Annotated in this window: 20 protein-coding genes and 1 tRNA gene; 13 read left to right on the top strand and 8 right to left on the bottom strand. The window is 40.2% G+C overall.

The annotated features are described in order from the left end of the window. Nucleotides 1–37 precede the first annotated feature (37 nt). Both ACPZ3T_RS04205 and ACPZ3T_RS04200 read right to left on the bottom strand, forming a co-directional pair. Nucleotides 38–2,587: a proteasome protein gene (locus ACPZ3T_RS04205; RefSeq protein WP_490273725.1), complete on the bottom strand. Its 2,550-nt coding sequence runs from the start codon at nt 2,585–2,587 to the stop codon at nt 38–40. Nucleotides 2,588–2,996: 409 nt separating this feature from the next. Then, nucleotides 2,997–5,705 carry a CBS domain-containing protein gene (locus tag ACPZ3T_RS04200; RefSeq protein ID WP_490273724.1) on the bottom strand — a complete coding sequence of 903 codons (2,709 nt, stop codon included), beginning with the start codon at nt 5,703–5,705 and terminating at the stop codon, nt 2,997–2,999. A 173-nt stretch (nt 5,706–5,878) separates the two neighbouring features. On the opposite strand from ACPZ3T_RS04200, the gene psbZ reads away from it, so the two are divergent. From psbZ to ACPZ3T_RS04165, 7 genes are all read left to right on the top strand, one after another. Further along, nucleotides 5,879–6,067, top strand: coding sequence for a photosystem II reaction center protein PsbZ (gene psbZ / locus ACPZ3T_RS04195; protein WP_490273723.1), 189 nt, complete (start codon nt 5,879–5,881; stop codon nt 6,065–6,067). Between the two features lie 160 nt (nt 6,068–6,227). Then, entirely contained in the window at nt 6,228–6,806 is a 579-nt protein-coding gene (gene ribH, locus ACPZ3T_RS04190; protein ID WP_490273722.1) for a 6,7-dimethyl-8-ribityllumazine synthase, read from the top strand. Next, entirely contained in the window at nt 6,803–7,003 is a 201-nt protein-coding gene (locus tag ACPZ3T_RS04185; RefSeq protein ID WP_490273721.1) for a hypothetical protein, read from the top strand. The genes ribH and ACPZ3T_RS04185 overlap by 4 nt, the downstream gene beginning before the upstream one ends. Before the next feature lie 26 nt (nt 7,004–7,029). Next, nucleotides 7,030–7,101 (top strand) — tRNA-Gly (locus tag ACPZ3T_RS04180). A gap of 825 nt (nt 7,102–7,926) precedes the next feature. Further along, a complete protein-coding gene (locus tag ACPZ3T_RS04175; RefSeq protein ID WP_490273720.1) occupies nt 7,927–8,334 on the top strand; it encodes a hypothetical protein in 408 nt (135 codons plus the stop codon). A gap of 4 nt (nt 8,335–8,338) precedes the next feature. Then, nucleotides 8,339–9,604, top strand: coding sequence for a glutamate-5-semialdehyde dehydrogenase (locus ACPZ3T_RS04170; protein WP_490273719.1), 1,266 nt, complete (start codon nt 8,339–8,341; stop codon nt 9,602–9,604). A 29-nt stretch (nt 9,605–9,633) separates the two neighbouring features. Beyond that, entirely contained in the window at nt 9,634–10,344 is a 711-nt protein-coding gene (locus ACPZ3T_RS04165; RefSeq protein WP_490273718.1) for a DUF4336 domain-containing protein, read from the top strand. 316 nt (nt 10,345–10,660) lie between these two features. Here the strand turns inward: ACPZ3T_RS04165 and ACPZ3T_RS04160 are convergent, their stop codons facing one another. The 4 genes from ACPZ3T_RS04160 to ACPZ3T_RS04145 form a co-directional block, all read right to left on the bottom strand. Then, complete coding sequence (locus ACPZ3T_RS04160) at nt 10,661–11,215, bottom strand: Uma2 family endonuclease (protein WP_490273717.1); 555 nt, start codon at nt 11,213–11,215, stop codon at nt 10,661–10,663. A gap of 176 nt (nt 11,216–11,391) precedes the next feature. Then, nucleotides 11,392–12,459 (bottom strand): fatty acid desaturase, encoded by a 1,068-nt coding sequence (locus ACPZ3T_RS04155; protein ID WP_490273716.1) that lies wholly within the window; start codon nt 12,457–12,459, stop codon nt 11,392–11,394. Between the two features lie 205 nt (nt 12,460–12,664). Then, nucleotides 12,665–13,717 carry a fatty acid desaturase gene (locus ACPZ3T_RS04150; protein ID WP_490273715.1) on the bottom strand — a complete coding sequence of 351 codons (1,053 nt, stop codon included), beginning with the start codon at nt 13,715–13,717 and terminating at the stop codon, nt 12,665–12,667. Nucleotides 13,718–13,941: 224 nt separating this feature from the next. Then, on the bottom strand, nt 13,942–14,760 hold the full coding sequence (locus ACPZ3T_RS04145; RefSeq protein WP_490273714.1) for an acyl-CoA desaturase: 819 nt from the start codon (nt 14,758–14,760) through the stop codon (nt 13,942–13,944). 84 nt (nt 14,761–14,844) lie between these two features. Here ACPZ3T_RS04145 and ACPZ3T_RS04140 point away from each other — a divergent pair, with 84 nt between their 5' ends. After that, nucleotides 14,845–16,074, top strand: a complete 1,230-nt coding sequence (locus tag ACPZ3T_RS04140; protein ID WP_490273713.1) for a methionine gamma-lyase family protein — start codon at nt 14,845–14,847, stop codon at nt 16,072–16,074. Nucleotides 16,075–16,110: 36 nt separating this feature from the next. After that, nucleotides 16,111–16,488: a GxxExxY protein gene (locus tag ACPZ3T_RS04135; protein ID WP_490273712.1), complete on the top strand. Its 378-nt coding sequence runs from the start codon at nt 16,111–16,113 to the stop codon at nt 16,486–16,488. Between the two features lie 57 nt (nt 16,489–16,545). Here the strand turns inward: ACPZ3T_RS04135 and ACPZ3T_RS04130 are convergent, their stop codons facing one another. After that, nucleotides 16,546–17,745, bottom strand: coding sequence for a Coenzyme F420 hydrogenase/dehydrogenase, beta subunit C-terminal domain (locus ACPZ3T_RS04130; RefSeq protein WP_490273711.1), 1,200 nt, complete (start codon nt 17,743–17,745; stop codon nt 16,546–16,548). 1,160 nt (nt 17,746–18,905) lie between these two features. Here ACPZ3T_RS04130 and ACPZ3T_RS04125 point away from each other — a divergent pair. From ACPZ3T_RS04125 to ACPZ3T_RS04110, 4 genes are all read left to right on the top strand, one after another. Beyond that, complete coding sequence (locus ACPZ3T_RS04125) at nt 18,906–22,016, top strand: ABC transporter transmembrane domain-containing protein (protein ID WP_490273710.1); 3,111 nt, start codon at nt 18,906–18,908, stop codon at nt 22,014–22,016. Nucleotides 22,017–23,311: 1,295 nt separating this feature from the next. After that, nucleotides 23,312–23,617 carry a hypothetical protein gene (locus ACPZ3T_RS04120; RefSeq protein WP_490273709.1) on the top strand — a complete coding sequence of 102 codons (306 nt, stop codon included), beginning with the start codon at nt 23,312–23,314 and terminating at the stop codon, nt 23,615–23,617. Between the two features lie 109 nt (nt 23,618–23,726). After that, nucleotides 23,727–24,173: a HetP family heterocyst commitment protein gene (locus ACPZ3T_RS04115; protein ID WP_490273708.1), complete on the top strand. Its 447-nt coding sequence runs from the start codon at nt 23,727–23,729 to the stop codon at nt 24,171–24,173. 726 nt (nt 24,174–24,899) lie between these two features. Further along, a complete protein-coding gene (locus tag ACPZ3T_RS04110) occupies nt 24,900–25,643 on the top strand; it encodes a peptidylprolyl isomerase (protein WP_490273707.1) in 744 nt (247 codons plus the stop codon). A 61-nt stretch (nt 25,644–25,704) separates the two neighbouring features. Here the strand turns inward: ACPZ3T_RS04110 and ACPZ3T_RS04105 are convergent, their stop codons facing one another. Continuing rightward, nucleotides 25,705–26,403 (bottom strand): class I SAM-dependent methyltransferase, encoded by a 699-nt coding sequence (locus ACPZ3T_RS04105; RefSeq protein ID WP_490273706.1) that lies wholly within the window; start codon nt 26,401–26,403, stop codon nt 25,705–25,707. Nucleotides 26,404–26,674 lie beyond the last annotated feature (271 nt).

Here is a 26,674-nt window from a genome sequence, read left to right as displayed (position 1 = left end):
AAATTCAATAATCAATATATTTATGTCTAACTACTGATTACTGATTAGCAATTAGGGAATCAGAAATATTGGCGATTTCTGTGAGATTCTGTAGCCAAGGGGGAACGGCTGCACCTGATTTAGTATCACCAGAGGCGATAAATCTCAGTAAGCTATCTTTTTTGGAAAGATTTTGCAAAGTGGGAATAATTTGATCCAAAATTCCCTCTAATTCTCTATTAACTTGTTGATTAAATTCACTAACATACTGCACCAGATGTAAGCTAGCACTGGCGGTAATTTCATCACGTAATCGTAAAACAAATAACTGGTGATTAGCTGCTCTTGTTAAACCTTGATTTTTTTCTGGCGACCAATCAAAGATTTGACCAATATTGTGTTGTTCATCCTGACGTGCTAAAGGAAACATGATCTCAGGCACAAGAGATTTATCTTGTTGATTAATTTCCTCTAAAATTACGTCTTGCCATTTATTCGGGTCGCATCCTAAGAGCAATTGATAAAATAAATCTGCTTCCTCTGGGCCAAATTTGGCTTCAATTTCTTGTTCCATTTCTGGTGTCAAAATTGCCAACAGACGATCGCGCTCTGGGGCGATGTGGTGCGATAATCTACTAAGTAAGTCTACTACAGCTTGCCGGATGCGATCGCGCGCAAATTCTTCGACTTCTGTGACTGTCTTAGCAAAGGCGGGATAAAAATCATCGCTTTTGGTAGGGATACTGCTATTAGTTCTACTACCTCTGTCAAATAACTTACCTGCTGCACCCTTCGATTCTGTTAAGGTAATTGTGCCGTTATTAACTTTGTTAAATAATAAAGTCCACTGACTCCAGTTAATGACTCTAAAGGTCAATTCATCTTTCACCACATCACTCACCACCGTTCCCCGGAGGTCTTTGAGTGGTTGTTTTCCTAAATCTTTTTGGAAATGACGATAGGTTTTATCTAAACTTTCAATCGCGTTACGTAAGTCAACTAAAGCCTGAGAGTCACCGGTAGGAATGCCTTGGGCGTGAATTTCGGCGATAATATTTTTGAGGTTTTCTTGTTGTAATTTTAAATTTTCTGCTGCGCGCCTAGTATCTTCAGATAATTGCTTCAGTCCATGAGTCGCAACGTGATTTTGAATTAATTCCCGTAGCTTGGCAATACCGCCATCTTGAGCAAAGTAACCCAGCTTTCTACCTAAACCGTGACGTGCATCTGATTCTAACAGGCGATCGCTCAATCTGCGCCATTTTTGTTGCAGTCGTTTTGACCTTTCTAAATACTCTGGATAATCTAAGTTGGCTAAAAATTCCGGTGAACCAGCTTTCACACTGCTGGAACGTTTCGCTAATTCCGCCAGTCCCAACAAAGGAGATAGTAAAACGATGCGGTCTTGATTAACTGTAAACGCACTCGCGCCGTCGATGGTGGTTTGTAAAACCTTGAGTTTTCGTAATACCATTTCCCCTGTGAGTTGGGGGGTGTGGTTTTCATCTATCAGTAAATCTAATTCTCTCTCGCCGCCTTCACTTTCTAGCGGTAACTGGTCAAACCGTCCCACACCCACGAGAATTAAATCCTTGAGGTCTTGTCCGGGACGCTGTTGTTGCATCATTGTGAAAATTTTATTGGCGCGATCGCTCCCCGGTGACTTACCATTCAGAAGAACCAGAATTGTTTGCACCTCCGCCAATTCCCGCAGCGATAAAAACGTATCCCGCGCGCCAGAGTTCGCCGCACCCAAACCGGGAAAATCTAATAAAATAAATCTCTCTGCACCACTCACATCCCAAATTTGTTGAGAAATTCTCACCTCAATATCAATACGCCGAATTAACGGAAAACTATTTTGTAATAACTTGGTGGGTAAATTTTGCGGTGGACTCGGTAAACGAATATGGGCTGGTGGTAAATCTTCAAAACTGAGAGTTTGGATAGCCATTGGCTGTTCTGCTAACTGTAACCCATCCCGCGCCGTCGCTGCATCAATTTCATAGCGTTTCCCACACAATGCCTCATAGGAAGCGTAAGCACGTAAAAACAGCACTAATTCCCGGAGTAAATAGCGTAATTCTAGATTATTGCTGATATCCCAAGTTTCTTGACACCATTTAAGAATTTCATTTCCAGAATTAAGGGTAGCGGCGGGAATAGGGGGAAGTCCTGCTGCTACGGTACGACGGTTAGCTTCTCCCAACATGAAGCGCAAACACTCATTCACCCCTTCCCGCGTCAAATACTCTACACTAAAGTTACCTACCTGGGTGGTGGAGAAACCCGGTTGGGGGATGATATGAATAGCTGTAACGTTACCGGTTGTGGGATTTTCACTAATGGGTAAAGCATCGCCATAGCCAATTAAGCTACCTAAAAGTAAAGTTTTGCCACTACTAAATTCACCCATCACGCCGATTTTCACAGGCGAAGTAGCAAGACTTACAGTTTTCTCCGCAGCTTCCCGGAGACGCAAAATACATTCATCTAAGCTAGTAGGAATCCAATCTTCTTGATGAGAAAGATTTTGAGGAACAGAATTAATTTTTTCGCGGATAATTTCGCCGTACTCTTTAAAACGTCCTATTTTTTCTAATTCCATACACTAGCCTACCAATTAATATAATTTGCTGTGAGTTTTATAACACAAAAAAAAGCCAGTCAGTTCCTATTTTGGCAATTCGTAGTTTGTAATACTCGCAAAGCGAGTTCGCGGAGCGTTACGCAGTAAAGCAAGCTACGTAATTCGTAATTCCCTGCGGGTAGGTTTACACCTGCGTCAGTGCAATTCGCAATGTACTAATGTCATGCTCTGCTCTAATAGCGTTTCTTGATGTAGCTTGCCTGGCGTAGCCATAGATGCAATTTATTCTGTACTGTAGAGACGTTGCATGCAACGTCTCTACATCATTTATTTGGCTTCATAGAGAATTGGTGTAAGCGCAGCTATGTCGCAGGCTTTATGCAATTAATGCCCACGTATAAATCCGGGGGCTTGAACCAAGAGAAATTTAACCTAGAGGATAATTTTGAGCTAAAAATTCGGCTGCTGCGGTTTCATTTGTAATAGTTCCATCTAGAGTGGCAGCTAGCAAATCATCTAAAATTTGACGATATTTTGGGCTGGGTTTGTAGCCTAGTTTCTTTAAATCATTACCATTTAAGATTGGGTGAATCTGAGATAAAACTGTTGCATAATACCAGATTTTCTGTCTAATTATGCGGGAACTAAACAAGGCGATTAAAATTAACATTTCTAGGTCATATTTACTGAGTAATTGCACTAATTGACTAGGTTTTTGATTTGTAGATAAATATTCTGTAACATCAGATTTGGCAACAGCTAATTTTTGCAATCTTGTCATACTATTTTCTGACAATTGCAAATTTTTAGCTACTTTATGCCGATATTGTGGTGCTAGGTGGGCAATTAAAATTTCTAAACGCATTTGCCATAAAATTAGATTTTGTGGAAAATTAAATCTTCGCCAACACCGTTCTAATAACCGCAATTTTTCTAAAATTTCATGATTTAATTGCAATGTAGGATGGATGCACTGTAACGCGCCTAAATTATCCAGTAACTTTAAAGCTAATTCCCAGTAGGGTGCTTCTAGAATGTGTTTGAGTTCGGCTTTAAGGCGAGTTTGCAAAGCTGGGGTTTTGGGGTTAGTTTGGGCGGTGCGGTCATAAACACCACTATTAATGGCATAGTGAATATATTCTTGTGTGCGTGGTTCAATGGTAAATCCAAAGCGCACCGCAAACCGGACACCACGATAAATACGGGTGGGATCTTCAATAAAACTATTAGCGTGTAAAACTCGAATTTGTTTAGCTTGTAAATCTAGTAACCCACCAAAGAAATCGAGTAATTCTCCGGCACGGGGGGAAGTTAAACGCAAGGCGAGGGCGTTGATAGTAAAGTCACGGCGGTATAAATCTTGACGAATAGAACTAGCTTCAACTTCCGGGTTGGCGGCTGGGTAAGGATAAAATTCTGTCCTGGCGGTGGCAATATCCACCCATAAAGAATCTAATTCGGGATCTTTGTGCCATAACAAAGCTGCGGTTTGAAAAGCACCATGAATTTCTAAGCGCGCGGCGGGATAAATTGCTTGTAGTGCTTTCGCTAGTTCTACCCCTGCACCGACATCGGCGGCTGTATGAAAACCATCAACTACTAGGTCAATATCTGTAATCATGAGATTTTTGGCGGTGGCTTCAGCTAAGAGTAAATCTCGCACCGCACCACCCACTAAATAAAGATGCCAACCTCGTGTTTCGGCGGCTTGGGAAGCGGTGGTGAGTAATTGCCACAGTTGGGGAGTTAAGCGATCGCGTAATTGTTCTAAACTGGGAAGCTGAACACTATGTTGTAATCCCCTCTCTCCTTCTCCTCTACTCTGTCCTTGGGCTTGATGTAATTCCCTGAGAACATCTGTGCGGGTGACAATTCCTACCAATTGCCCATTTTCTAATACAGGCAACCGCCCAATATCATACGTCACCATCAAAGATTCAATTTGTGGCAGGGTGGTATCTGGCGTAATAGTTTTTAAATCAATTGTCATGTAGCCTTTGACTGGCGCATGACTAAAGCCGTGGTGCAAAGCAATATCTAAATCTCGACGGGAAATAATTCCCACTAATTGCCCTTGGCTATCCACCACCGATAAACCAGAATGTCCGTAGCGTAATAAAATCCGTTGAGCTTCGGAAATCGTTGTTTCTGGGCGAATTGTGCGGACAGGGGAAGACATTAAATCTCTGGCGGTGGGGGGATGGGGAATTGAGGTTTTCATCCCCTCTAAAAGTTGTTGCAGAATATTTTGAGTATAGACACCGCGTAAATTCAGCGAAGCGGCTTGAGAATGACCACCACCGCCAAACTTTTCAAACAACTGGTTAAGATGGATACCAGGAATTTGCGATCGCCCAATTACCGTCAACCGCGATTCATCTTTACTCAAAGGATGCTCACTAGCCAATAATAAAGCATCAATTTCTGTTAACTCTACTAATTGTGAGGCTAAACTAGATAACCCTGGCACAAAGCCTTCAGTCTTTAAAATTACCCAAGCTATCGTATATCCTCGGTAACAAAGATATTCTAATTGTTCTAAAGCTTCCTTGAGTAACCGTTGTAATTGCGGCGATAAACCAGGCTCGCGGTAATTAGAAATCACAGCTAAACTTGCCCCTTGCTGCATTAACCACGCCAACGCCAGGGCATCCCGTGGTGTAGATTGGTCATAGGTAAGAGAACCAGTATCTACATGAATACCTAAAGCCATTGCTGTAGCTTGGGCTGGAGTGAGAGAGATATTTTGTTGTTGTAATTCTTCCACAATTAAAGTTGTGGTTGCACCGACTGGGGCAATGTGAAATTGCGTCGCCGGAATATCTGAGACTTGACCGAGGTGATGATCATAGACTGTAATATGATCAAGTTGAGGTAAATCTAACCACTCAGCACCCTTACCCAAGCGATCGCGCTGTTGAGTATCTACTACCGTAACAGACCGAATTTTCTCTGGGTTTACCGAACGCCTTTCAATCAGGGCGTATTCATCTCGATGCAGTGCCAAAAAATCTCTGACAGGAGGATGTGCGCCCCCAGTCAACACAATTTTACTGCCCGGTAGCAGGCAGGTTAACCCGACGGCTGCCCCCAAGGCATCAAAATCGGCTGTAGTGTGGCAAAGAATTAAATCCATGATTTCCGAGTCACTACTTAACAGTGAATACTCAACAGCCAAAAGTGAACTATTGACTGTGGACTATTAACTAAATTGTGACAATTTCTGGTAGCTTACAATAAGGAGAAATGTCAGTATCGCCCTTTAGGATATTCTATCTTTAGTGTCTCGCTGTCTTGGGAGAAGTAAAAATGACCATAATATTCCAATTTGCTTTAGTAGCTCTAGTTTTGATGTCTTTTGTTCTAGTTGTCGGCGTACCCGTAGCCTATGCTACTCCTCAAAGCTGGGTTGAATCTAAAAGATTGCTCTGGCTAGGTTCTGGAGTTTGGATCGCTTTAGTACTTTTAGTTGGGCTATTAAACTTTTTTGTCGTCTAAGTCAAAGAAATAGCAACAAAACTCAAGAGCAGGAAAGCCGACAACTCAGGCATAAGAACAAACTCAATTTGTTCTTAAAACCTAATTGTGCCTTCCTGCTCTTCTACATTTAAAGAAGAAATGTATATTGACAACAGTATAGTTAATGTAAGAGGCAGTCATGGCAGTTTTTGAGGGAACTTTCACCCAAACAGAACCTTTGCGTTTAGCAGTCGTGATTGGTCGATTTAATGACCTTGTTACCACAAAACTGCTAGCAGGGTGTCAAGATTGCTTAAAACGCCACGGTGTTGATCCTAATCCCGAAGGAGAGCAAGTAGATTATATTTGGGTGCCTGGCAGTTTTGAAGTGCCACTTGTAGCTCGTCAACTAGCCCTCTCTCACCGCTACGATGCGGTAATTTGTCTAGGCGCAGTCATTCGGGGGCAAACACCCCATTTTGACTATGTATCCTCAGAAGTAGCCAAGGGAATTGCAGCCGCTAGCTTTCAGACAGGAGTACCAGTAATTTTTGGCATCTTGACAGTAGACACTATGCAGCAAGCCCTAGAAAGGGCAGGTATTAAAGCTAATCATGGTTGGGATTATGCCATGAATGCCCTCGAAATGGCCAGCCTCATGCGCCAGTTGCGTAATAACTTAAAAGATGCCTACCCACACAACCCCCAATCTTTACCAGCATCTATTTCTAGTCATAGCATCGGCAACCTCACAGCCGAGTCAGAAGGCTTGGGGTGAGAGGGAGGAGCAGGGAGCAGGGAGCAGGGGAGCAGGGAGCAGGGGGCAGGGGGAGACAAGGTAGACAAGGTAGACAAGGTAGCACAGCAGATTTTACCCCCATGCCCAATTCCCAATGCCCAATTCCCAATTCCCAATGCCCAATTCCCAATTCCCAATGCCCAATTCCCAAAAAACAGTTGACAAATCAAAATTAATCTGTCATATTAATAAAGTGAGGTTTGCGGGTATAGCTCAGTGGTAGAGCGTCACCTTGCCAAGGTGAATGTCGCGCGTTCGAATCGCGTTACCCGCTTTGATAAATCAAGAGAAAGTAAAGCAATTAGATATTGATTGCAACCATATTCATTAACGAAATTTGAGCTAGAAAAGTCATCTCATTTTCCTAGATAAATGGGATTTTGAGTTGTAAGTTTTGGATTGTTTGTCCTACCACACATCAAACCGAGGTATGTACTAGACTGGATAAAGCGGTTCAAAGAACAAATCTCACAGGTGGAGTATGGGCATCTATTCTTTAATAAAACTCAGCCATAGCTACTGAGGATACAGCTAAATTCTGAATAAATAGTTTATTCTTAGGTGCAACTTTGGTAAATGGGTTGTCTTGATAGTGTTGGCCACGTAAGCTAAAAAAAGTACCAAATACCCCACTACTATCGATGTTTAATCATAAAAATACAGAAACTAGTCTAAGAGGATGTTTAGAAAGTCATCAAGGATACTAAAAACCCCTCTCCAAACCTCTCCCCTACAAGGAGAGAGGCTTTAAAACCCCCATTCCCTTGTAGGGAAGGGGGGCTAGGGGGGTTAGGTTAGAGAGAGTTTGGTGTTAATAACAATACTTTTCAAACATCCTCTAAGAGATGACTACCCCAAGGCAAAAAAACCTGAGATAGTTATCCTGGAATGATACAGCTAACCTTGCTATTTATATAAAACTTTAATGATCAAAATCTGTAAAAATATGCCCAAGTTATCAAGCTGTTGCACATTGAATTTTTGAATTGGATACAGTGCCTATCCAGGATGCTGATAGATGCTGAGTCTTGTATTTTGAATTTTTTAGGCGTAAGCCACACCGTAAGCTATTTTGAATTTTGAATTGCTTAAAACGCTTGTGCAATCCCAAAAACCCGAAAAAATCGACTTTAATAGTGAGTACCCCTGTCCCTGTCGCCGCAAGGGAAGGTTAGTTCCAATTACACTTACAGAAGCATTTGGATGCGATCGCTGTCAACAAATCTTTGTTGTGGAAGATAATGGTCATGTACTAGAACAACTATCAACCACCTATCCCTACAAACGTGCTTGGCGTTGGACAGGGAATAGTTGGCGAGTCGTTCACCCAAAATTAGGAGAAAGTTATTTACCTATAGCACTAGGGATTATTTTCGTGCTAGTGATTATATGGCTACCATTAGCACTGCGATTGGCCAATGGTTCTAGTATGATTGCATGGGCTATGGTGGCAGTATTGTTGGCAATTTTGCCAGCATTCATGGTCTGGCTGACTTACAGACGATAATTTCATGACCGTTGTAGCTGTGGACGAATTTCCCGAACCCATAAACAGCGCGAAACGCGCTTATCAAGCTTCCCTCAAGTTAAGTACCACTAAGGGAACAGACCGTAGTCGCGCTGTATTGGCAATGGCGCAGGCGATAGAAAACGCATTTGACGACATTTTAGAAGCTAATACCTTGGATTTAGAAGCTAGTCGAGAAATGGCAGTGCCAGAATTGATTTTAGACTGGCTAAAACTCACTCCCACTAGGTTAGAAACAACAGTAGAAATTCTCCAAAGGTTAGGAGAACTATCAGACCCCTTGCGGCGCGTCAGAAACGCCGACTATCAACCAGAAGATTCTCAGAGTTACTCCCAACTTATGCCCTTGGGAGTTATAGGCTTTATTTATGAAGCCTTTCCCGATGTTGGTGCGATCGCCGCAGGGTTGTGTATTAAAACAGGTAATAGTATCATCCTCAAAGGTGGTACAGAAGCTAGCCACTCCAATACTGCGATCGCTGAGGTATTACAACAGGCTCTTAGGGAAGTTGGTTTACCACCCGGTTGTATAGAACTAATTACAGCCGAACACGGTGCTTCCATTCGGGATTTAGTTACTCAAGACCAATATCTGAATTTAGCCATTCCCTACGGACGTTCTAGCTTAGTACAGCAGGTCATGCGCCAAGCCACCTGTCCAGTATTAAAATCAGCAATGGGTAACTGCTACCTTTATTGGTCTTTAAATAGCAGTTTAGAAATGGTGCGCTGGATGATTATTGATAGTCATGAAAGCGAACCAGACCCCGTAAACGCCATTGAAAAAGTGTTAATTCATCGTCAAGCTATGCCATCATCCTTGGCGGTACTGTGGAATAGTTTGAAAGAAAAAGGCTTTGAACTCAGAGGGGATGCAGAACTAGTAGAAGCCTTCCCACAATTGCAGCTAGCGAAAGACGGTGAATGGGGATGTGCTTATTTAACTAAGACAGTAGCATTTAAATTGGTGGATAGTTTAGAAGGTGCGATCGCTTGGATTAATCAATATAGTAGCGGTCATGCTGACTCAATTGCTACTGAATCATATCAAGAAAGCCGGCAGTTTGCGTTAGGTGTTCACAGTGCATCAACTTATATCAACACATCCCCCCGGTTTTCTCGTAACCCTTCACGGGGAGACTCAGTATTTTTAGGGATGTCCAATCAAAAAGGCCACCGTCGGGGATTTATTAGTTTAGAGACTCTGACTACTGCTAAACATATTATTCAAGGGAATGGACGGTTTTAAAAGTTGATGATGTCAGGCTTGGTGAAGCTATGCTTAGAAAAATTGATAAAAATATTTGGATTGCCGAGCAACCATTAAGGTATTTTGGATTGAGTGTTGGTACAAGAATGACGGTAATTCGTTTCAATAATGGTGAATTAGCTGTTATCTCTCCGATCCAAGTTGATGACTATACTACAGAACAACTCAATCAGCTTGGAAATGTTAAGTATATTATTGCCCCAAATCTTTTTCACTATCTTTTCTTATCTAACTTTAAGGCTCTCTATCCTCAAGCAAAGACCTATGCTGTATCGGGATTGAAGGTTAAAAGACCTGAGATATCTATTGATCAAGCATTAGAGGATAATGGCGAAAATCTTTTAGGCGAACTTGAATGTTTATTATTTGAAGGGTTTAAAACCTTTCTTCCAAATGGAGCATTACCTTTGAATGAGTACGTTTTTTTTCATGCTGAAAGTCAAACTTTGATTTTGACAGACACAGCTTTTTACTTTGATGAAAGTTTTCCAATGTCAACAAAATTAATATCTAAAATAATGGGAGGGTACAAGAAACTTAGACCATCATTTTTAGAACAGTTAGCTACTCAAGAAAAGGTATTGGTTAAACAATCAGTTCAAAAGGTACTGCTCTGGGACTTTAAAAGAGTTATTGTGGCTCATGGCAGCATTGTGGAGGATGATGCGAAGAAGCAGTTTAAGGAAGGGTACGAATGGTTTTTAGGGGAATCTCTTTAAAATCACGCACCGCCGAAAAATTTTTTGAGCCACGACCTCGCAAAGAAGCCAGTAGTGGACTGACACGACTAAAATTATGCAATATATTTTTCAAAAAATTGATATAAATCAATGCTTTCTCGTTTTTTCTAATGCACTAGTTTAGCTGTGTTAGTCCACTACTTAATATTTACTTTATAAATAGGCTCTTATTGCTCAGGCTGAGTAATCATGGAAGCTTTTTTCCAAAGTAGTTCATTAGGCAAATTTTTACGTTTGATTACCAAGACATCAGGGAGATAGTTAGAATCTGCACTTGGAGTTCTAACAAAGTTAGTTATTCAAATACAGGTGGCCATAGTTCAGAAATGGCAATCTCCCAGCCAGGAAATAACTCATTAATAGTTAACTTATCCTCACCAGTTAAAACTTTTATATCACCATTCGGACGATATACACTTACAGTTAAATCATCTGGGTTTATTAATATCCCTACCCTTGCACCTAAATATAAAAATAATTTGACTTTCTCTTCTAACTTAGAAATTCTATCTGTTTTCGATTTAATTTCTACGACTAAATCAGGTACTAACTGAGCAAAATCTCTCACAGTGCGTTTTAATCTTGATGCTGCTACAAAAGAAACATCCGGGGCGCGTAAATCAGTGTTAGGCATAATAAACCCGCCGCTTGAGTCGAATATCCTTCCTAGCTTACGAGGATTAATCCAAAGTTTTAATAAATAGATCAACTGTGCGCCGATTTCACTGGATTCGATATCTGATGGCCCCATAACTAAGATATTTCCTTCTTGCAGTTCTACTTGATAGTCCTGCTGTTCTTCTTGTAGCTTTTGTTGTAGTCTTTCTACATCTTGAATAGTCAGAGTCATACAACTTTTTAGATAAATTTAACTTTATAGTTATGTTAACCTAAGTTCTCCACAGAAAATAAGCTGACAAGTTGCAAATTGTATATGAATTAAAAAAAAGTCCGCGTAGCTGGATTTGCATCAGGAAAGCTAGACGAACTTTTGTTGAGTTTTAGACTGCTAATTTGCAGAAAAACTTATTTCTGATTGGATGTGTAATAAACTTTGCCGCCAGTATCGGGTACAAAGTGACAGCTAATGGCAGAACGCCATAAAGATTTCCAAATCGGTTCTTCTGACTTGCGGTAGTATTCACCCATCACAGGTTTAATTGCCTCAGTCGCCTTCAGCAAATTGTAGTGAGGAATATTTAAGAAGATGTGGTGAGCTACATGAGTACCGATATCGTGATGAATATGGTTGACTAAACCATAATTGCGGTCAATGCTAGAGATTGCACCTTTAAGAAAAGTCCAATCATTGCCACGATACCAAGGAATATCAGGTTCGGTGTGATGTAGAAATGTCACCAAATCTAACCAAATAACAAACACAATGTAGGGTGCAGCGTAGTATTTCAGCAACCACATCCAACCCCATTGATAGGTGAGAAACCCTAATAAGGCTACCATGCCAACCCAGAGGACAGTGCTAGTAATAACGTCCCATTTTTCTGAGGGTTTGAAAAGTGAGCTACTAGGTAAAAAGTGAGAGCCTTCTTTATTAGGAGAACGCTTAAATAAATACACTGGATAAGCCAATAAAAACACATAATATCGACCTATTTTTTGTATTAAAGGCATCTCCTTATACTGGGATTCCGATACAGGATACCAGCTTTCATCATTATCGATGTTGCCAGTATTTTTGTGATGGGTTCTGTGACTAATCCGCCAACCATGATAAGGAACTAAGATTGGTGTATGAGACAGATGACCAATCAAATCATTCAGCCATTTATGCTTAGAAAAAGATTGATGTCCGCAATCATGTCCAACTACAAATAAAGCCCAAAACATTGTTCCTTGCATCAGCCAAAAAATAGGCCAGAAATACCAAGAATCAAGGTAATGAGCTACTGCATAAAGCAGACCAATAATTAGAATATCGCGGAAGAAGTAAAACAATGATTTACTCACATTAGGTTGAAAGCATTCTGCGGGAATTGCAGCTTTCAAGTCCTGAAGAGTAAAGGGAAGTGAATTGTTGTCCTGAGAGGGTTCACTGAGATGAGAATTATCGAAATTAACAGTCGTTGATTGCACTATATTTTTCGGTGGTGATGTAAATGCGGACTCTGTTTGAGGTCAGATTAAAATTGCCTCAGTGATGTTTGCAATTATGAATGCAAAGGCAAAAAATAATTCTGGCAATTCATTTTAGCAATAATAAAGGAAAAAGTTGCCAGAATATGTACTAATTTTCCGAATGATCAGCACTATATAATATAGCTGCTAATTCCGAAAAGATTTATTTTCCTGCGTAATATTCATCAAATGTTTGATAACCAACATCAGTAACATAGAGTTGACATTCGTTGGTAATTTGCTTCATTAACGGCCAAGAAAATTTCAATTCTTCATGTAGATAAGAACCCCAGTTTTCTTTGATGCTGCTGTAAGCTAGCCGCAAATTGTAAGAGGGAATTGCTGTAGATATGTGATGCGGTACGTGGACATTAATATCGTGACAGAGAAATTCTACCCAACGAGGATAATCACAGTGAATCGTACCAAATAACTGTGCCATTGCTTCATGCCACTTATCTGCTGCCTTGAAAGGTACATCTGCGTAAGTGTGGTGAACAATGGTGAAGGTACTCATCCAAAAATGATAAATCATCCAAGGGATAAACCAGAATTTAATGAATCCCCAAATACCAGTAGTGGCGATGAGAGTAGGGAAAACAACTGCTGCAAATATGACTACTACAGCAACAGATAGTTTCACACCTGCGCGCTCTTGAGGTTTAAATTTGCGTGGATCAAAATGCACAACAGCCCAATGTCCAATTGAACCAACCCACCAGAGTTTTTTACGCATAAAAAACTCAAATGCAGATTGTCTGGTTTTATCCCAATTGCTAAATACTTCTGGTCTGATGGGATGCCAAGCATTATCTTCATCTAATTTATTGGTGTGTTTATGATGATGATTATGCTTAATTCGCCAACTATGAAAAGGGTATATTAAGGGCATCATGAAAATATGTCCCACCAAATCATTTACCCAACGACGTTTGGCAAATGAACGATGTCCACAATCATGACCAATTACAAAAAAACCTGTTAAAGCTGTTCCTGTAAAAATCCAAGCGATTGGTAATAAAAACCAAGGGGAAATTGCCAAGCTATAATAGCCTAAACCGACCATCAAAACATTGATGATTGCTTGTGTCCAAGCTTTACGAGCATTTAATTGAAAACATTCCTTGGGTAAAGTTTTGATAATATCTCTCAGCCTTAGTTCGGAATTGCTAAGGTCATTATTTATTTCTTGTGTCTTGATGATTGATGTAGTCATGAAAACCTGAAAAACGAACAAAATCGTCCACCAAGTTACTAAATCAGTAACTTGCCGCAAAGTTTATTTGCATGAGCCGTTCTGGATTATAGCAATCTAAGATACCCCAGTACAGATGTAATTTAGATTTGCATATGATTTGAGAATCGACTAGGTATTTGGTTGCCAAAAAATTATTTAGTCATTAGTTGTTGGTGAAGAACTAATGACTAATCATAAATGACTTATTGTTTTTTGTCTGCAAGTTTTACATTAGTAGCTAAACCAAGCACTTGCAAAAGTTGAATTGTCATCCAAGTGAGGTCAATTTCCCACCATTCCAAACCGTGACGGGCTGAATATTGAAAGGCATGGTGGTTATTGTGCCACCCTTCACCAAACACTAGCACAGCCACCCACCAACAATTAGTGGAGTTATCACCAGAGTCATGACTGCGATAGCCAAATTTATGGGTAGCACTATTAACTAACCAAGTGCAGTGGTAAACCCAAACAATGCGAACAAAAACGCCCCAAACTACAAAAGACCAGCCGCCCAAGTATAGCAGCAATAAACCCAGCGCAACCTGAATAAAAATAAAATATTTCTGTAAAAACTGATAAACTGGGTCTTCGGCAATATCTTTGGTAAAACGAGGAACATCAGCGTGGGCAGGAGAGTGATAAATCAGCCAACCAATATGACTCCACCAGAAACCTTTATTGGAATCATGGGGGTCGGCTTTAGTATCGGAATGCAAATGATGAATGCGATGTGTACCAACCCACTCAATTGGCCCTCCTTGACAGGCGAGAGTTCCAAACAGCACGAGGATATATTCCAACCACTTGGGAGTCTGGAAACTGCGGTGGGTGACAAGGCGATGAAAGCCTAAAGTAATGCCCAGACCACCGGTTATCCAGTACAACAATAAAGCCACACCAACGGCCGCCCAGCTAAAGTTACCGGGGACAAAGGCAAACAACGCGCCGATGTGTAGCCCAAGGAAAAAGAGGGTATTCACCCAATTGATTTGAGGTTTAGTTGAAGTAGCAATTGTCATGCAATAACCTGTATTGAACTTTTTCAGCCTAATCTTTGCGAACCCAAAATTCGCAATCTATAATTTTTTGTTAACGAGGAAGTAATGAACAGCTTGGAACAGCTGCGAGCAGCAGAAAACGCACTGTTAGAGATTTTTTCTGGTATTGACGCTCAGGTCAAGCATAATCTCAAAAGAGTCCTAGAGGCCTTTCGTAATCAGCGTGTGGGGGCGCACCACTTTGCGGGTGTAAGTGGCTACGGCCACGATGATTTAGGTAGAGAAACTTTAGATAAAGTTTTTGCGGAAGTAATGGGGGCTGAAGCGGCGGCGGTGCGAGTGCAGTTTGTTTCGGGGACTCATGCGATCGCTTGCGCTTTATATGGTGTTCTTCGTCCTGGGGATGAAATGCTAGCAGTTGTCGGTTCTCCCTACGATACGCTTGAAGAAGTCATTGGTTTACGTGGTCAAGGTCAAGGTTCTCTTATTGAGTTTGGCATAAAATATCGCCAATTGGAGCTAACACCCCAGGGAACTGTTGATTGGGAAGCTTTAAGCACTAGCGTCACTGATAACACGCGTTTAGTGTTAATACAGCGTTCTTGTGGCTATTCTTGGCGACCAAGTTTATTAATTAAGGATATAGAAAAAATTGTACATCTAGTTAAACAACAAAATCCGCACACTGTTTGTTTTGTTGATAACTGCTACGGGGAATTTATCGATACCCAAGAACCCACCCATGTAGGGGCGGATTTAATGGCGGGGTCATTAATCAAAAATCCTGGTGGAACTATTGTCACGGCTGGGGGTTATGTAGCGGGGCGGGCGGATTTGGTAGAAGCTGCCGCCTGTCGTCTAACTGCGCCGGGGATTGGTAGTTTTGGGGGTGCGACCTTTGACCAAAATCGGCTGTTGTTCCAGGGGTTATTTTTATCGCCGCAGATGGTAGGGGAGGCGATGAAGGGGACTTATCTCACTGGTTATGTATTTGACAAGCTGGGTTATCCAGTGAATCCTGCACCCCTTGCACCGCGTGGCGATGTGATTCAGGCGATTAAGTTGGGTTCAGGGAAAAAACTGATTGCCTTTTGTAAGGCGATACAACAGCATTCTCCCGTTGGTTCTTACCTAGACCCTGTGCCTGATGCGATGCCGGGGTATGAGAGTCAGGTAGTGATGGCTGGGGGGACGTTTATTGAGGGGAGTACGTTGGAGTTCTCGGCGGATGGGCCTTTGCGTGAGCCTTATGTAGTGTATTGCCAAGGGGGGACTCACTGGACTCATGTGGCGATCGCTCTTGAGGCGGCGATTGATGCGGTGGGGATGGTTTAGGATTTTTTTCGCGCAAAGGCGCAAAGGCGCAAAGATATGACAGAAAATGAGATTGCAAAGGTAGTTGTTGACGCTGCGTATAAGGTTCACACAACTTTGGGTACTGGGTTGTTGGAATCTGTTTATGAGGCGGTGCTTGCTTATGAGTTAGAGAGACGGGGTGTGTGGGTAGTAAGACAGCAGGGTATTTCAGTAATTTATGAAGGAGTGCGTTTAGAGGAAGGTTTTCGAGCCGACCTAATCGTCGAGGACAAGGTAATTATTGAAATCAAATCTTTAGAAACTGTTCACCCAGTACACAAAAAGCAACTTTTGACATATCTTCGTCTAGCTAACAAACGCCTTGGGTTACTAATCAACTTTGGTGAGGAACTAATTAAAAACGGTATTACGCGGCTAGTAAATGGATTGTAAAAAAATTCGCGCCAGACGCAAAAACACCTTTGCGTCTTTGCGCCTTTGCGCGAAACATCACTCCGGTAATTTATACTGCCCAACGATCCGCTTGGCAAACTCCGGCACATGATCTTCCAACTTCTCCCCATAATTCCGCTTCACAAACAAATAATTGCGTGTAAAGTGGGAATCAATCGAAAACCGCGCATACTCCAAACCTTTAGGACCAATCTTATCAATCACCACCCCCATCAGTTTTGCCACCCACATCGGTAAAGTTACACCCTTGTCATAAGCAGGAATCCCCTGTTGTACCGCCTCTTTCCGATTCCCTTCGGACATCACAGGCTGAGTGTCTAACTGGTCTTTTACCAATTCCAGCATTTCTTTACCTGTCTCATTTCGTACAAGAATCCACTGCCAGCCAAAGGGCGCACCCATATAACCGACGACTAAATCCGCTAGGGAGTTGACGTAATCAAAGCAACTCATACAAGATGGCGCAAAGATATCTTTGAGTTGGTTTGTCTTTAAGCCAAAGAAGGGTACTTTCTCAATTGAGCCGTCTTCATGCTTGAAGTGAATGCGGAAGTCTTGCATAAATTCGTAGTGTACTACTGTCTGTGGCGATCGGCTGGTGGTTTCTAAGAATTTTTGCAGTCCGGCACGGGTAACGTTATCTACGCACGGTGTACCTAAGACATAGAGCTTTTCTAGACCTAATTTTTTCTCGACCGCCCTGAGTGCTTGAATTTGACAACCTACACCAATTACCAATAATCGCTTCATCCCTGATTGTTCTACCTGTTCCAAAATGGAAAGGTTGGGTGACAGTGTAGGTTTATTTACCCGTGCTGCTAGTATTTCTTCTGGTGTGCGGGCAATCACGGGCATGGGTTGAAAGCGGTCTTCTTTGGTATTTTGGACGCAGACAACGCCTTCAACTAGTCCACGGTTGAGCATTTCTATGGCTATGGTGCTGACTATCCCTGTCCATTGTGCGCCTTCGATGGGTTGCTGTTTTCGGGCTGCCATCATATCTTGATGTACGCCAAAGTAAAGTTCATCGGGGTTATCTAGATTTCGAGAGCGGGTATGTGTTTGTGCTTCTAGGGTGTCTATCTGTTGGGTAATAAAAGCGCAAGCTTCCTTGACATAGTGAATATAGTATGTGTCGCACAGTCCGCACTCGCTGCATAGTTCTTTAGCAGGGCGAGGGCTACCGGGTTTTAGGGCTTTAGCTTTCTTGTGCTTTTGAGAATTAACCAAGGTCATATATATGTTTGTCTTATCAAGGCATCGCTTTTATTACCATACCTTCAGACGTTGTGAACTTGACCACTGAATTATCTTAGCTAAATACTTTTTCCACATCCTTGTGAAAAAAATGCGGGAAATAGTCGAACCACAGGCTGATCTAATCTTTACAGGAGAGACTGAGGAAAAAGTTTACTAGTACCTAGCGGAAAATAGCAAACCAGCCAAAAGCAATTTAGTTGCAGCCAAAACTACACCAACAACTTATTATGTGAGTGCTTCGGGGAACGACAGCAATCATGGACTCAGCACTTCCACTGCCTTTAGTAACTATCAGTAGATTACAGTCTGGGCTGTCCTTAACCCAATCTACATTTAATGCTTGCTGTCAATGCCATCCCTTGTGGATGGCTTTTTTCCTGCTTTCCTGATAAATTATAAAATTTTCCTTAAGTTTTGCCTGGGTAACAGCCTAAAAACCATTTTTTGGGCGGCTAAATTAACAATTTTGGAAAAATTATCCTGTTGTTGCTTGCTCTTTCTGACTGGGTTTGAGAAATTCAAGGAGTCAATGAGGGGTGAGAACTACCTTGGCAATTTTACAATTATTACTAGAAGGAGCTAGGAAAAATCCGTAACAGAAGATACATAATACAGATTTTAAATGTTTTAGTATCTCTCTCTTGGGTAGGATTCTACCTACAATCAAGAAATAAGGGTTAACAATTTTTGGCTTTATTTTCCGGTTGTTTAACTAACTACAGGAAAAAGTAACTAAGTTAAGAAAATTCTCAATCATCACAAATTACTGTCGATTTGTGTAGCGATCGCACTCTGAATTTAAATAGTAAAGCTATTACTAAATTCCTCAAAATTTAGTTCATGATGAACATTTTGGTAGTGGAGAATTGATGATTCAGATTTTTTTAGTAAAACTACTGTTGTCATAACTTATAAAGTGATTAGCAAGAGGAAAATAATTTTGTCAAATCTCCTAACAAGCCATTCTATCAATCACAATTTGATAGCGATTTTAGGGCAAAATATGAAATAATTTTGGTTTTTAGCGGCTTATGCCATGATCTCATCCCTAATTAGTAATAAAAAGATTACTTTTTAGCAACGGCAAATTTTAGCTTGATCACACCAAGAGTTTACACCCAAATCTGAAATAAACCATGAATCCCTCTTCGTCTTTAAGAGTTCAGGGAGGGCTGAATCAATATGCTAATAATCAGCCATCTTCCACTCCAATCGCGCCTATCCTCAAACTGCTGAGGTTAGTTGCAGGGGACACGAATCTGGTTTCAGAGTTTAGCCAAGGTTGGGTGATGCGTGAATTTCAATTAGGTGATGAGTTAGCTAGCTATAGTTTAGATAGTAATAATCTTGTTTCTTTAGTTTGTCAAGGTCGAGTTAGGCTTTTGGGGTTGAATCAAAAGTTAGGGCGAGAAGTTTCCACCCAATTATTACTAGATGGGCAGATTTTTGGAGCAGATGATTTATTTTGTCATCACAATTTATCATATCGAGCGATCGCAGCTAGCCCTGGCAGTGTAGCCCAAATCTCTGTCAGCGAACTAGAGCAATGGTTAGAACGTCTACCCCAGCTAGAAACTTACTTACAAACACTCACCAGTGAACGACAAGCACTGATTTTCTTTAAAAGTTACACTCAGTTACATTCTCTTAGCAGTGCCAAACTGCGAGAACTAGCACCATTATTAACTACCAAGCATATCCCCGCAGGAACATCATTATTAACAGCAACTCCCCCAGAAACTGGGAGGTTTTGGCTAGCGCGTGGCCAAGTTGAGTCTATATCTGTAGGCAGTTTACCACCAGCAATGGGAGATAGTTGGGGGTATCCTGAACTAACACCCCCCGATGGCAAAGCACACACGGATTTATTAGTCTACCATCTATCTATAGAAAACTGGGATGCAGCCAAAGCTGTAGTCAATGTAGGATTAGGCACTGGGACAAATCAGACAAAACCAGAAGTTAAAGCGAGTCAGAGTAAAACTCAAATCGTCTTACCGCCATTAACTAATGTCTCAGTCGGTGATTCCCATAAGCCTCATCCTCCCGCAGACATACCCGCCACCGATACGGAAGCCATTAACTTTCCCCAAGGAGATGTGCAACGGAGGTTTTGGTTTTCTTATCCGTTTATTCAGCAACAAAGTTTATCTGATTGCGGGGTGGCTTGTTTGGCGATGATTAGCCAATACTGGGGTAAGCGGTTGACTTTTCCCACACTGAGGAATTTAGCACAGGTAGATAGATTAGGTGCAACTTTAGAGGGTTTAAACACAGCTGCCCAAACATTGGGTTATGATGTGCTACCGGTGCGGGCAAGTTTGAATAAATTAGAGTGGCAAACTAACCCTTGGATTGCCCATTGGCAAGGGATTCACTATATTGTAGTTTGGCAAGTTAAAGGCGATCGCATTTTAATTTCTGATCCAGCTTTAGGAAGACGATGGCTAAAGCGCGCCCAATTTATCACTAATTGGACTGGCTACGCACTATTACTAAACCCTACAGATATTTTTTATGCTCTCAAAAGCGAAAAAGTCTCTCTCGGTCGTTATGGTCAGGTATTGTGGCATTATCGTCAATTACTCAAGCAAATTATCCTTGCTTCCTTATTAGTACAGGTATTTGGCCTAGCTGCGCCCCTGTGTACTCAAATTGTCATTGACCAATTGATCCCTAGTAAGAATTTAGATACCTTAAATATGTTTGCTGTGGGCTACCTGTGTTTGGGAATCTGGCGAAACATTTTAGCCTTACAGCACCAATACTTACTGGATTATTTAGCTAGCCGTATTGATATCAACTTAATTGGTAATTTTATTCACTACACCTTGCAATTACCATTACAGTTTTTTGCCTCCCGCCCAGTGGAAGATATTGTCAGTCGGGTGCAGGAAAATCATCAAATCCAGCAATTTATGACTCGTCGGGCAATTGGAGCAAGTATAGATGCCTTGATGGTGTTGACTTACTTGGGGCTGATGTTGTCCTACAATTGGCAGATGACACTGTTGATATTAAGTTGGATTTTAGCGATCGCATTTTTAACTTTGGGTGTCAGTCCTTATATTAAGCAAGCATCAAGGGAAGTTTGGCAAGAATCCGCCGGACAACAAACAGCAATTGTAGACATGATTAGTGGTATTACTACCATCAAAACTGCCACCGCCGAACGGGGATTACAAAAGTATTGGGAAGAACGCTTCCTGAAAATGTTAAAAGCGCGGTTGCGAGGACAGAAGTTAGCTAATCGCTTACAGCTTACCCGTAGCTTAATTAACCACATCAGTAGCACCCTGATTCTTTGGTTTGGGGTAACTTTGGTTATTGGTAAGCATATTACTCTAGGTCAATTTGTCGCCTTTAATCTACTCATCAGTAATATCACTAACCCCGTTTTAGCTTTAGTGGGATTATGGGATGAGTTTCAACAAGTGGTAATTGCGGCGGAACGGCTTAATGATGTCTTTGCGGCTGGAAAAGAGCAAAATTCACAACCTACCCTATTAGTTATGCCTCCCATTCAGGGTGAGGTGCGCTTAGAAAATGTTTCTTTTTGTTATCATACCCAGCAAGAGCGCAAAATTTTGCAAAATATTACCTTTGGGGTGAAACCTGGGCAAATTATTGGCATTATTGGTCATAGCGGCTCAGGTAAAAGCACTTTAGCCCATTTGCTAGCCGGTTTGTACACTCCCACCACTGGCAGAATTTTCATTGATGGCCATGATATCGCTGCCATGTCTTCCCAATCTTTGCGGAGTCAGTTGGGACTTGTATCACAAGAGTTGTTTTTATTTTCAGGCACTATTTTAGATAACATCACCCTACATGATCCAGAGTTTAGCCGAGAACAGGCGGTCATGGCTGCCAAGTTGGCTAATGCCCATGAGTTTATTCAAGCCTTACCCCTTGGTTATGACACCCAAGTAGGAGAGAGGGGTTTGGGACTTTCTGGGGGACAGAAAGAAAAAATTGCGATCGCCCGTGCTTTAATTAGAAACCCCAAGATTTTAATTTTTGATGAAGTAACTATCACCTCAAACACTGAAACAGATACAGACTGGCAACAAAACTTAGCCCTCATCACTCAACAACGCACTACCTTTATCATCTCTGGCCATGTTTCCACTGTCCGCCATGCTGATTATATTCTGGTGTTAGACAGAGGCATGATTGTTGAACAAGGTACACACCAACAACTGATACAAATTGCAGGTATTTATCAGCAGTTAGCTATGAAGTAGAGACAAATCAACCACTCTAGGAAGTTCTCTTGCACCTCGGTTAAAAACCGGGTTTCTTGCAAATCCCTCAGCTTAAAACCTTAATCTTTCGTTCATAAATCCGGTTTTTTAGGGCTGAGAATGGTGCAAGATATAAGTGATACCAATTCATGAAAAGAATGAAACAGATGCGTAGGTTGGGTTGTAGCTTGCTTCCACGGAGTGGTACGAAGTGAAACCCAACAATCACAAGACTTTGAGGTGTTGGGTTTCGTTCCTCAACCCAACCTACATTTGCTACGTTCAAATACTCTCGCAGCGTACTTATTCGTGCGTGACGCTATAAGTCTTATAACTACGTTCAAAACTCTCGCAGCGTCACACACCCTACAAAGTATCACTGAAGTAACACTTAATATATTTGCGAAAATTCTTTAAGACAAGATACAAACACACAATCATATTAATGCTCTAAAATAATTAAACTTTATTTTTATTTTATTTTTGTTTTCATAGATAAATCTTCATCGAATATATACCAACATAATTGGACTCCTTTTTGATGGCTGTCGGCATTGGCATGAGCCGACACACAGTCAAACTCAGTACCAATTAACAAGGTTAATCAACTATTCTCCTAGCAGAAAGCCAGATTTTTAACCAATGGTTACATATTGGACGTTGAGCATTCTTGAACACAGGTAACTGCTAATGTCTCCAGACATCTAATTACCGTAATCTTCAGCCATGAGACTTGATAGTTAAATCTATACCTACATATCCTAGAAAAGATGTAAACAGGGTTTCACCCCTCACCCAAGAAAATATTTAGTTAGCTTTTATTCAGTAGGAATTATGATTTTTTATTATTGCCTATCACCCTATTTAGTGGTAAATTTTCTTAGTGGGTTTCAAGTCTCAAATGTACATTAGGCGAGGGGTGTAACCCCTCATTACCTAGCTCAAAACAATTAATATGAAAAACAATACAGCAAAAAAGTCAACATTGAAAATATTCCGTAAATTTAATGATTAAACTGCCAGATCATTAGGTGACATCCATGAAAAAAAATAGTATAAATACGAATAGCACCCTTGATGAAGTTTCTAGAGAAAAATAATTTTCCTGTCCCCTACTAAAAAACACTGAATACTACTGATATTGTATATTCCCTCTAGAAATAAATATCGTACAATGAATATGTCAGGGTAAAAAAAATGTAAATTTGCATCAGTTACAAAACACTGTATCTACCGATAACTAAATTGAGACTTTTGTCTGCCAGTCAAAATAAATGACAAGGAGCAGTTAAAAGATGAGGCTAGATAAGATTGAACAAGACTATGAATTAGTCCTGGAAATGGTAAGAATTAATAGTAGCGATCGCCACCATCAACTACCAGTAACTTTGGTAGCAATATACCAAAAAATAGCAAATGCTATATCTAATATAAAGTCATTGTTTGCAAGACAGAGAGTATATTTATGGTCAATGTTCTATAACTATTTACTCTTATTTTTAAAGGTATTTATCAACACATGGTCAACCAAAATAATGCCAAATATCTTACATCTACATCACAGAAGTAGCCATTATTGTATAAGTTTTTTGCTCAAATGATGTTTTCCGGCAATATCTCCTAACCCAGCATTTGCATTCCATTGGTGGATGTTGATTGCATCATTAACCACCACACAACCGAATTAGTATTTTTCCACACACAACTACTATGAATCAACAGATGACAGGTATGAGCAATCTTAACAAAGCAGTTAATCCTCAGCAATTTGACAAAGTAGTCGAAGCAATTCTGGCTGGAAAATATTCTTGGGCTTGTGTTTTAATGCTACGGATTGCTGGTTATAATCCTTTACATTACATTCCCTATCGTACTTACAATCGCTTACTTAAAGAAAACTCTGAAGCTAGTAGAAAGCAACAGTCACCTCAAAGCAATGGTACAATCAACAACAAATCCTCTGAAGCTCATACATCTTCTAATTGTTTAAGTAAAATCAAAGACTTGGCTTACTTTGAGGTAGTAGGTAAGCAAAAAACAGAAATTCGTGGTGGTAGTATAGATTCCTGGTTTGCTCAAAAAACTTACGCACCACAACCTATACAATTTAACGCGGAATCTCTGAGAGCTACTGAACTGAATCTCATGAATAATTAGACTAGCATCTAGTTTGTAGTAAGGACTTTAGTCCTTATGAGAGAACTAAAGTTCTTACTACAAACCTGGTATTTACTGTTCAATGTTAAAACGTTAACCAAAAACATTGCATATATTACCTGAAATGTCATCAATTCCTGAATATATGACTAAATTATGCCAAAATGGCAAATATCCAAGCATGAGATATTATACATTAAATATTAGGACTTAAATTAGGGAATTAGCTGGCAAACTGATTCTCAAGGATCAAATCAGTGATTAACTGACTATGAGAGATACCTAACTGATTACTGTTGCTTAACTAATCAGTGGTTAAAAGTAAACATGACAAATTAACTATTACTACTAGTAGTTCTGTTTCAGAGGCAGTTTGAGCAAAGAAAGTTGGTGTGCTGGCCTCCTCCAATTTTCAAGTTCAATGCTCCCTATCAAGTTTCCTTATGGTGGAGGAAACTGAGATGAATTTCTGTACTGTACTGGTTTTGTTGTCCATAAATAAACTCTATTCCTAGAACTACCAGTAAAAGTAAGAATCAATAGAGTAATCGTTTAATTTTTGTCATGGTAACAGAACCTCTAGTTCTGAAGCTTTTTTGGCAACATTGGTAACTTATACAACAAATTTTTCTAATGCAGGAAGCTGAAATATAACAATGCTTCCTGCTTTTTTATTTGTTAAAACAGCAGTATATTATTGAATTTTCCAGAAAGAAAAATCCTACAATGAACGAACCACAGCCAGTATTGATTACACCAGAGGAAGTTGTAACCCTGCTCAAGAAAGAGATGAACTTCAAGGCAGTTTATCAAAAGATTTTATTTAATAAAGTGATTTGGCAAGTTGCTGAAGAACGTGGAATTATGGTGACACCAGCAGAAATTGAAGCTGAGGCTAACCGCCAGCGTCGCCAGCAGCATTTAGAGAAAGCTAGCGATACAATAGCATGGTTAGAGAATGAGTTAGTGACGACTGATGATTGGGAAATGGGAATTTGCGATCGCCTATTATCCCAAAAATTAGCTAATATACTATTTGCGGACGAAGTAGAAGCTTTCTTCCACAAAAATAAACTAGAATTTGAGCAAGTTATTCTGTATCAAATTATTGTAGACTCTGAAAAACTGGCTCAAGAAATTTATTATCAAATTGAAGATAGAGAAATTAGTTTTTATGAAGCTGCACATCTTTATGATTTAGATGTTTTGCGAAGACAAAAGTGTGGTTATGAGGGTAAATTATATCGCTTTAATCTACCAGGAGATATAGCTGCTGTAGTCTTTAGAACACAGCCTGAGCAATTAATTGGCCCTATAAAGACTGAATCCGGTTATCACCTGTTAAAAGTAGAAGAATTTTTACCTGCTGAATTAACAGATGAAAACTATCAAGAAATTCTCAATAATATGTTCCAAAGGTGGCTAGCAGTAGAATTAAATCATAGATTCAATTCCCTGCTAAATCCATAACTAGACTTGGGACTAGTTCCTGGCAAGAAACTCCAAAAGCTAACATTAGTTGAGAGTGGAATTACTTTGCTAAGACTAATAGCGAGAAACCACCAAATATCCTGACTGCTAAATCTGGATTAATTGAAAATAAAACTTTTCTTGGGAGATTTAGTAGCTGACTTTTCCAATGATCATAAGCTGCCAGTTCAAAGCAACCGGAAGTATAAAAGTGATCCAATACTTCATATCCCATATCTTCCAGGCTTGCAAGTGCAGTTTCCTTAGTAAAATAATGGATATGTCCATATGTTACTCTACTTTTCAATATAGGAGAGCTACGTAAAACAGTTTGTACTGACAAATCCAAAGGAATATGGAATAGTTTGTATTTACCCTTCTGTTTGATTTTTCGCAAGAAACTAAAATAATCTTCTACGTGTTCAAACACGTCAATAGCCATTACTAAATCAAACATTTCTGCTGGCTCGTTGAGGAGATCCTTATAGAAAAATTTAAGGCTTTTATCGCTTTTTTGACTACATATTTCAAAGGCTTGTGGGGATATCTCATATCCATACAAATTTCCTGCATAGGGTAATTTATTTCGCAAACAACTCAAGATTTCCCCTGAGCCACATCCAACCTCGCATATTGTTAATGGCTGTAAATTGTTTCTTTTAATTATCTCAACTATTTGCTTTGCTTTCCAAGGTGAATCTTCTTCATGCCAGGTAGGATTATTACTAAGATATGTACCGTCTTGGTAAATAGTTGTCATTTCTTAGATTTTTGTTCTTATTAACAGCTTATTAGAATGTTACGAGTAATCATACTGATATTTAACACGTAAGTTTTTATTTTTCAACCGTAGTTTTTACTAAAATTCCTCTGGGACGTAGAAAATTGAATAAATTAGCTGACTTTCCTCCCATCATAAATTAATAATCAATTTTTAGTGAAAATATGGTAAAGATTTGATGAACTTTACTTTTTTCGGATAAAAACTATTGACTAGCCTTGAGAAAATTTCTAAAAAAATAACAGTAGGT

Source organism: Aliinostoc maniaoense (assembly GCF_058172895.1).
This window is presented reverse-complemented; position numbering and strand designations above follow the sequence as displayed.

What these genes read in the sequence shown, in the direction of transcription:
- ACPZ3T_RS04205 (WP_490273725.1), bottom strand. Translation starts at nt 2,587, where the DNA reads ATGGAATTAGAAAAAATAGGACGTTTTAAAGAGTACGGCGAAATTATC.
- ACPZ3T_RS04200 (WP_490273724.1), bottom strand. Translation starts at nt 5,705, where the DNA reads ATGGATTTAATTCTTTGCCACACTACAGCCGATTTTGATGCCTTGGGG.
- psbZ (WP_490273723.1), top strand. Translation starts at nt 5,879, where the DNA reads ATGACCATAATATTCCAATTTGCTTTAGTAGCTCTAGTTTTGATGTCT.
- ribH (WP_490273722.1), top strand. Translation starts at nt 6,228, where the DNA reads ATGGCAGTTTTTGAGGGAACTTTCACCCAAACAGAACCTTTGCGTTTA.
- ACPZ3T_RS04170 (WP_490273719.1), top strand. Translation starts at nt 8,339, where the DNA reads ATGACCGTTGTAGCTGTGGACGAATTTCCCGAACCCATAAACAGCGCG.
- ACPZ3T_RS04165 (WP_490273718.1), top strand. Translation starts at nt 9,634, where the DNA reads ATGCTTAGAAAAATTGATAAAAATATTTGGATTGCCGAGCAACCATTA.
- ACPZ3T_RS04160 (WP_490273717.1), bottom strand. Translation starts at nt 11,215, where the DNA reads ATGACTCTGACTATTCAAGATGTAGAAAGACTACAACAAAAGCTACAA.
- ACPZ3T_RS04150 (WP_490273715.1), bottom strand. Translation starts at nt 13,717, where the DNA reads ATGACTACATCAATCATCAAGACACAAGAAATAAATAATGACCTTAGC.
- ACPZ3T_RS04145 (WP_490273714.1), bottom strand. Translation starts at nt 14,760, where the DNA reads ATGACAATTGCTACTTCAACTAAACCTCAAATCAATTGGGTGAATACC.
- ACPZ3T_RS04140 (WP_490273713.1), top strand. Translation starts at nt 14,845, where the DNA reads ATGAACAGCTTGGAACAGCTGCGAGCAGCAGAAAACGCACTGTTAGAG.
- ACPZ3T_RS04135 (WP_490273712.1), top strand. Translation starts at nt 16,111, where the DNA reads ATGACAGAAAATGAGATTGCAAAGGTAGTTGTTGACGCTGCGTATAAG.
- ACPZ3T_RS04130 (WP_490273711.1), bottom strand. Translation starts at nt 17,745, where the DNA reads ATGACCTTGGTTAATTCTCAAAAGCACAAGAAAGCTAAAGCCCTAAAA.
- ACPZ3T_RS04125 (WP_490273710.1), top strand. Translation starts at nt 18,906, where the DNA reads ATGAATCCCTCTTCGTCTTTAAGAGTTCAGGGAGGGCTGAATCAATAT.
- ACPZ3T_RS04120 (WP_490273709.1), top strand. Translation starts at nt 23,312, where the DNA reads ATGAGGCTAGATAAGATTGAACAAGACTATGAATTAGTCCTGGAAATG.
- ACPZ3T_RS04115 (WP_490273708.1), top strand. Translation starts at nt 23,727, where the DNA reads ATGAATCAACAGATGACAGGTATGAGCAATCTTAACAAAGCAGTTAAT.
- ACPZ3T_RS04110 (WP_490273707.1), top strand. Translation starts at nt 24,900, where the DNA reads ATGAACGAACCACAGCCAGTATTGATTACACCAGAGGAAGTTGTAACC.
- ACPZ3T_RS04105 (WP_490273706.1), bottom strand. Translation starts at nt 26,403, where the DNA reads ATGACAACTATTTACCAAGACGGTACATATCTTAGTAATAATCCTACC.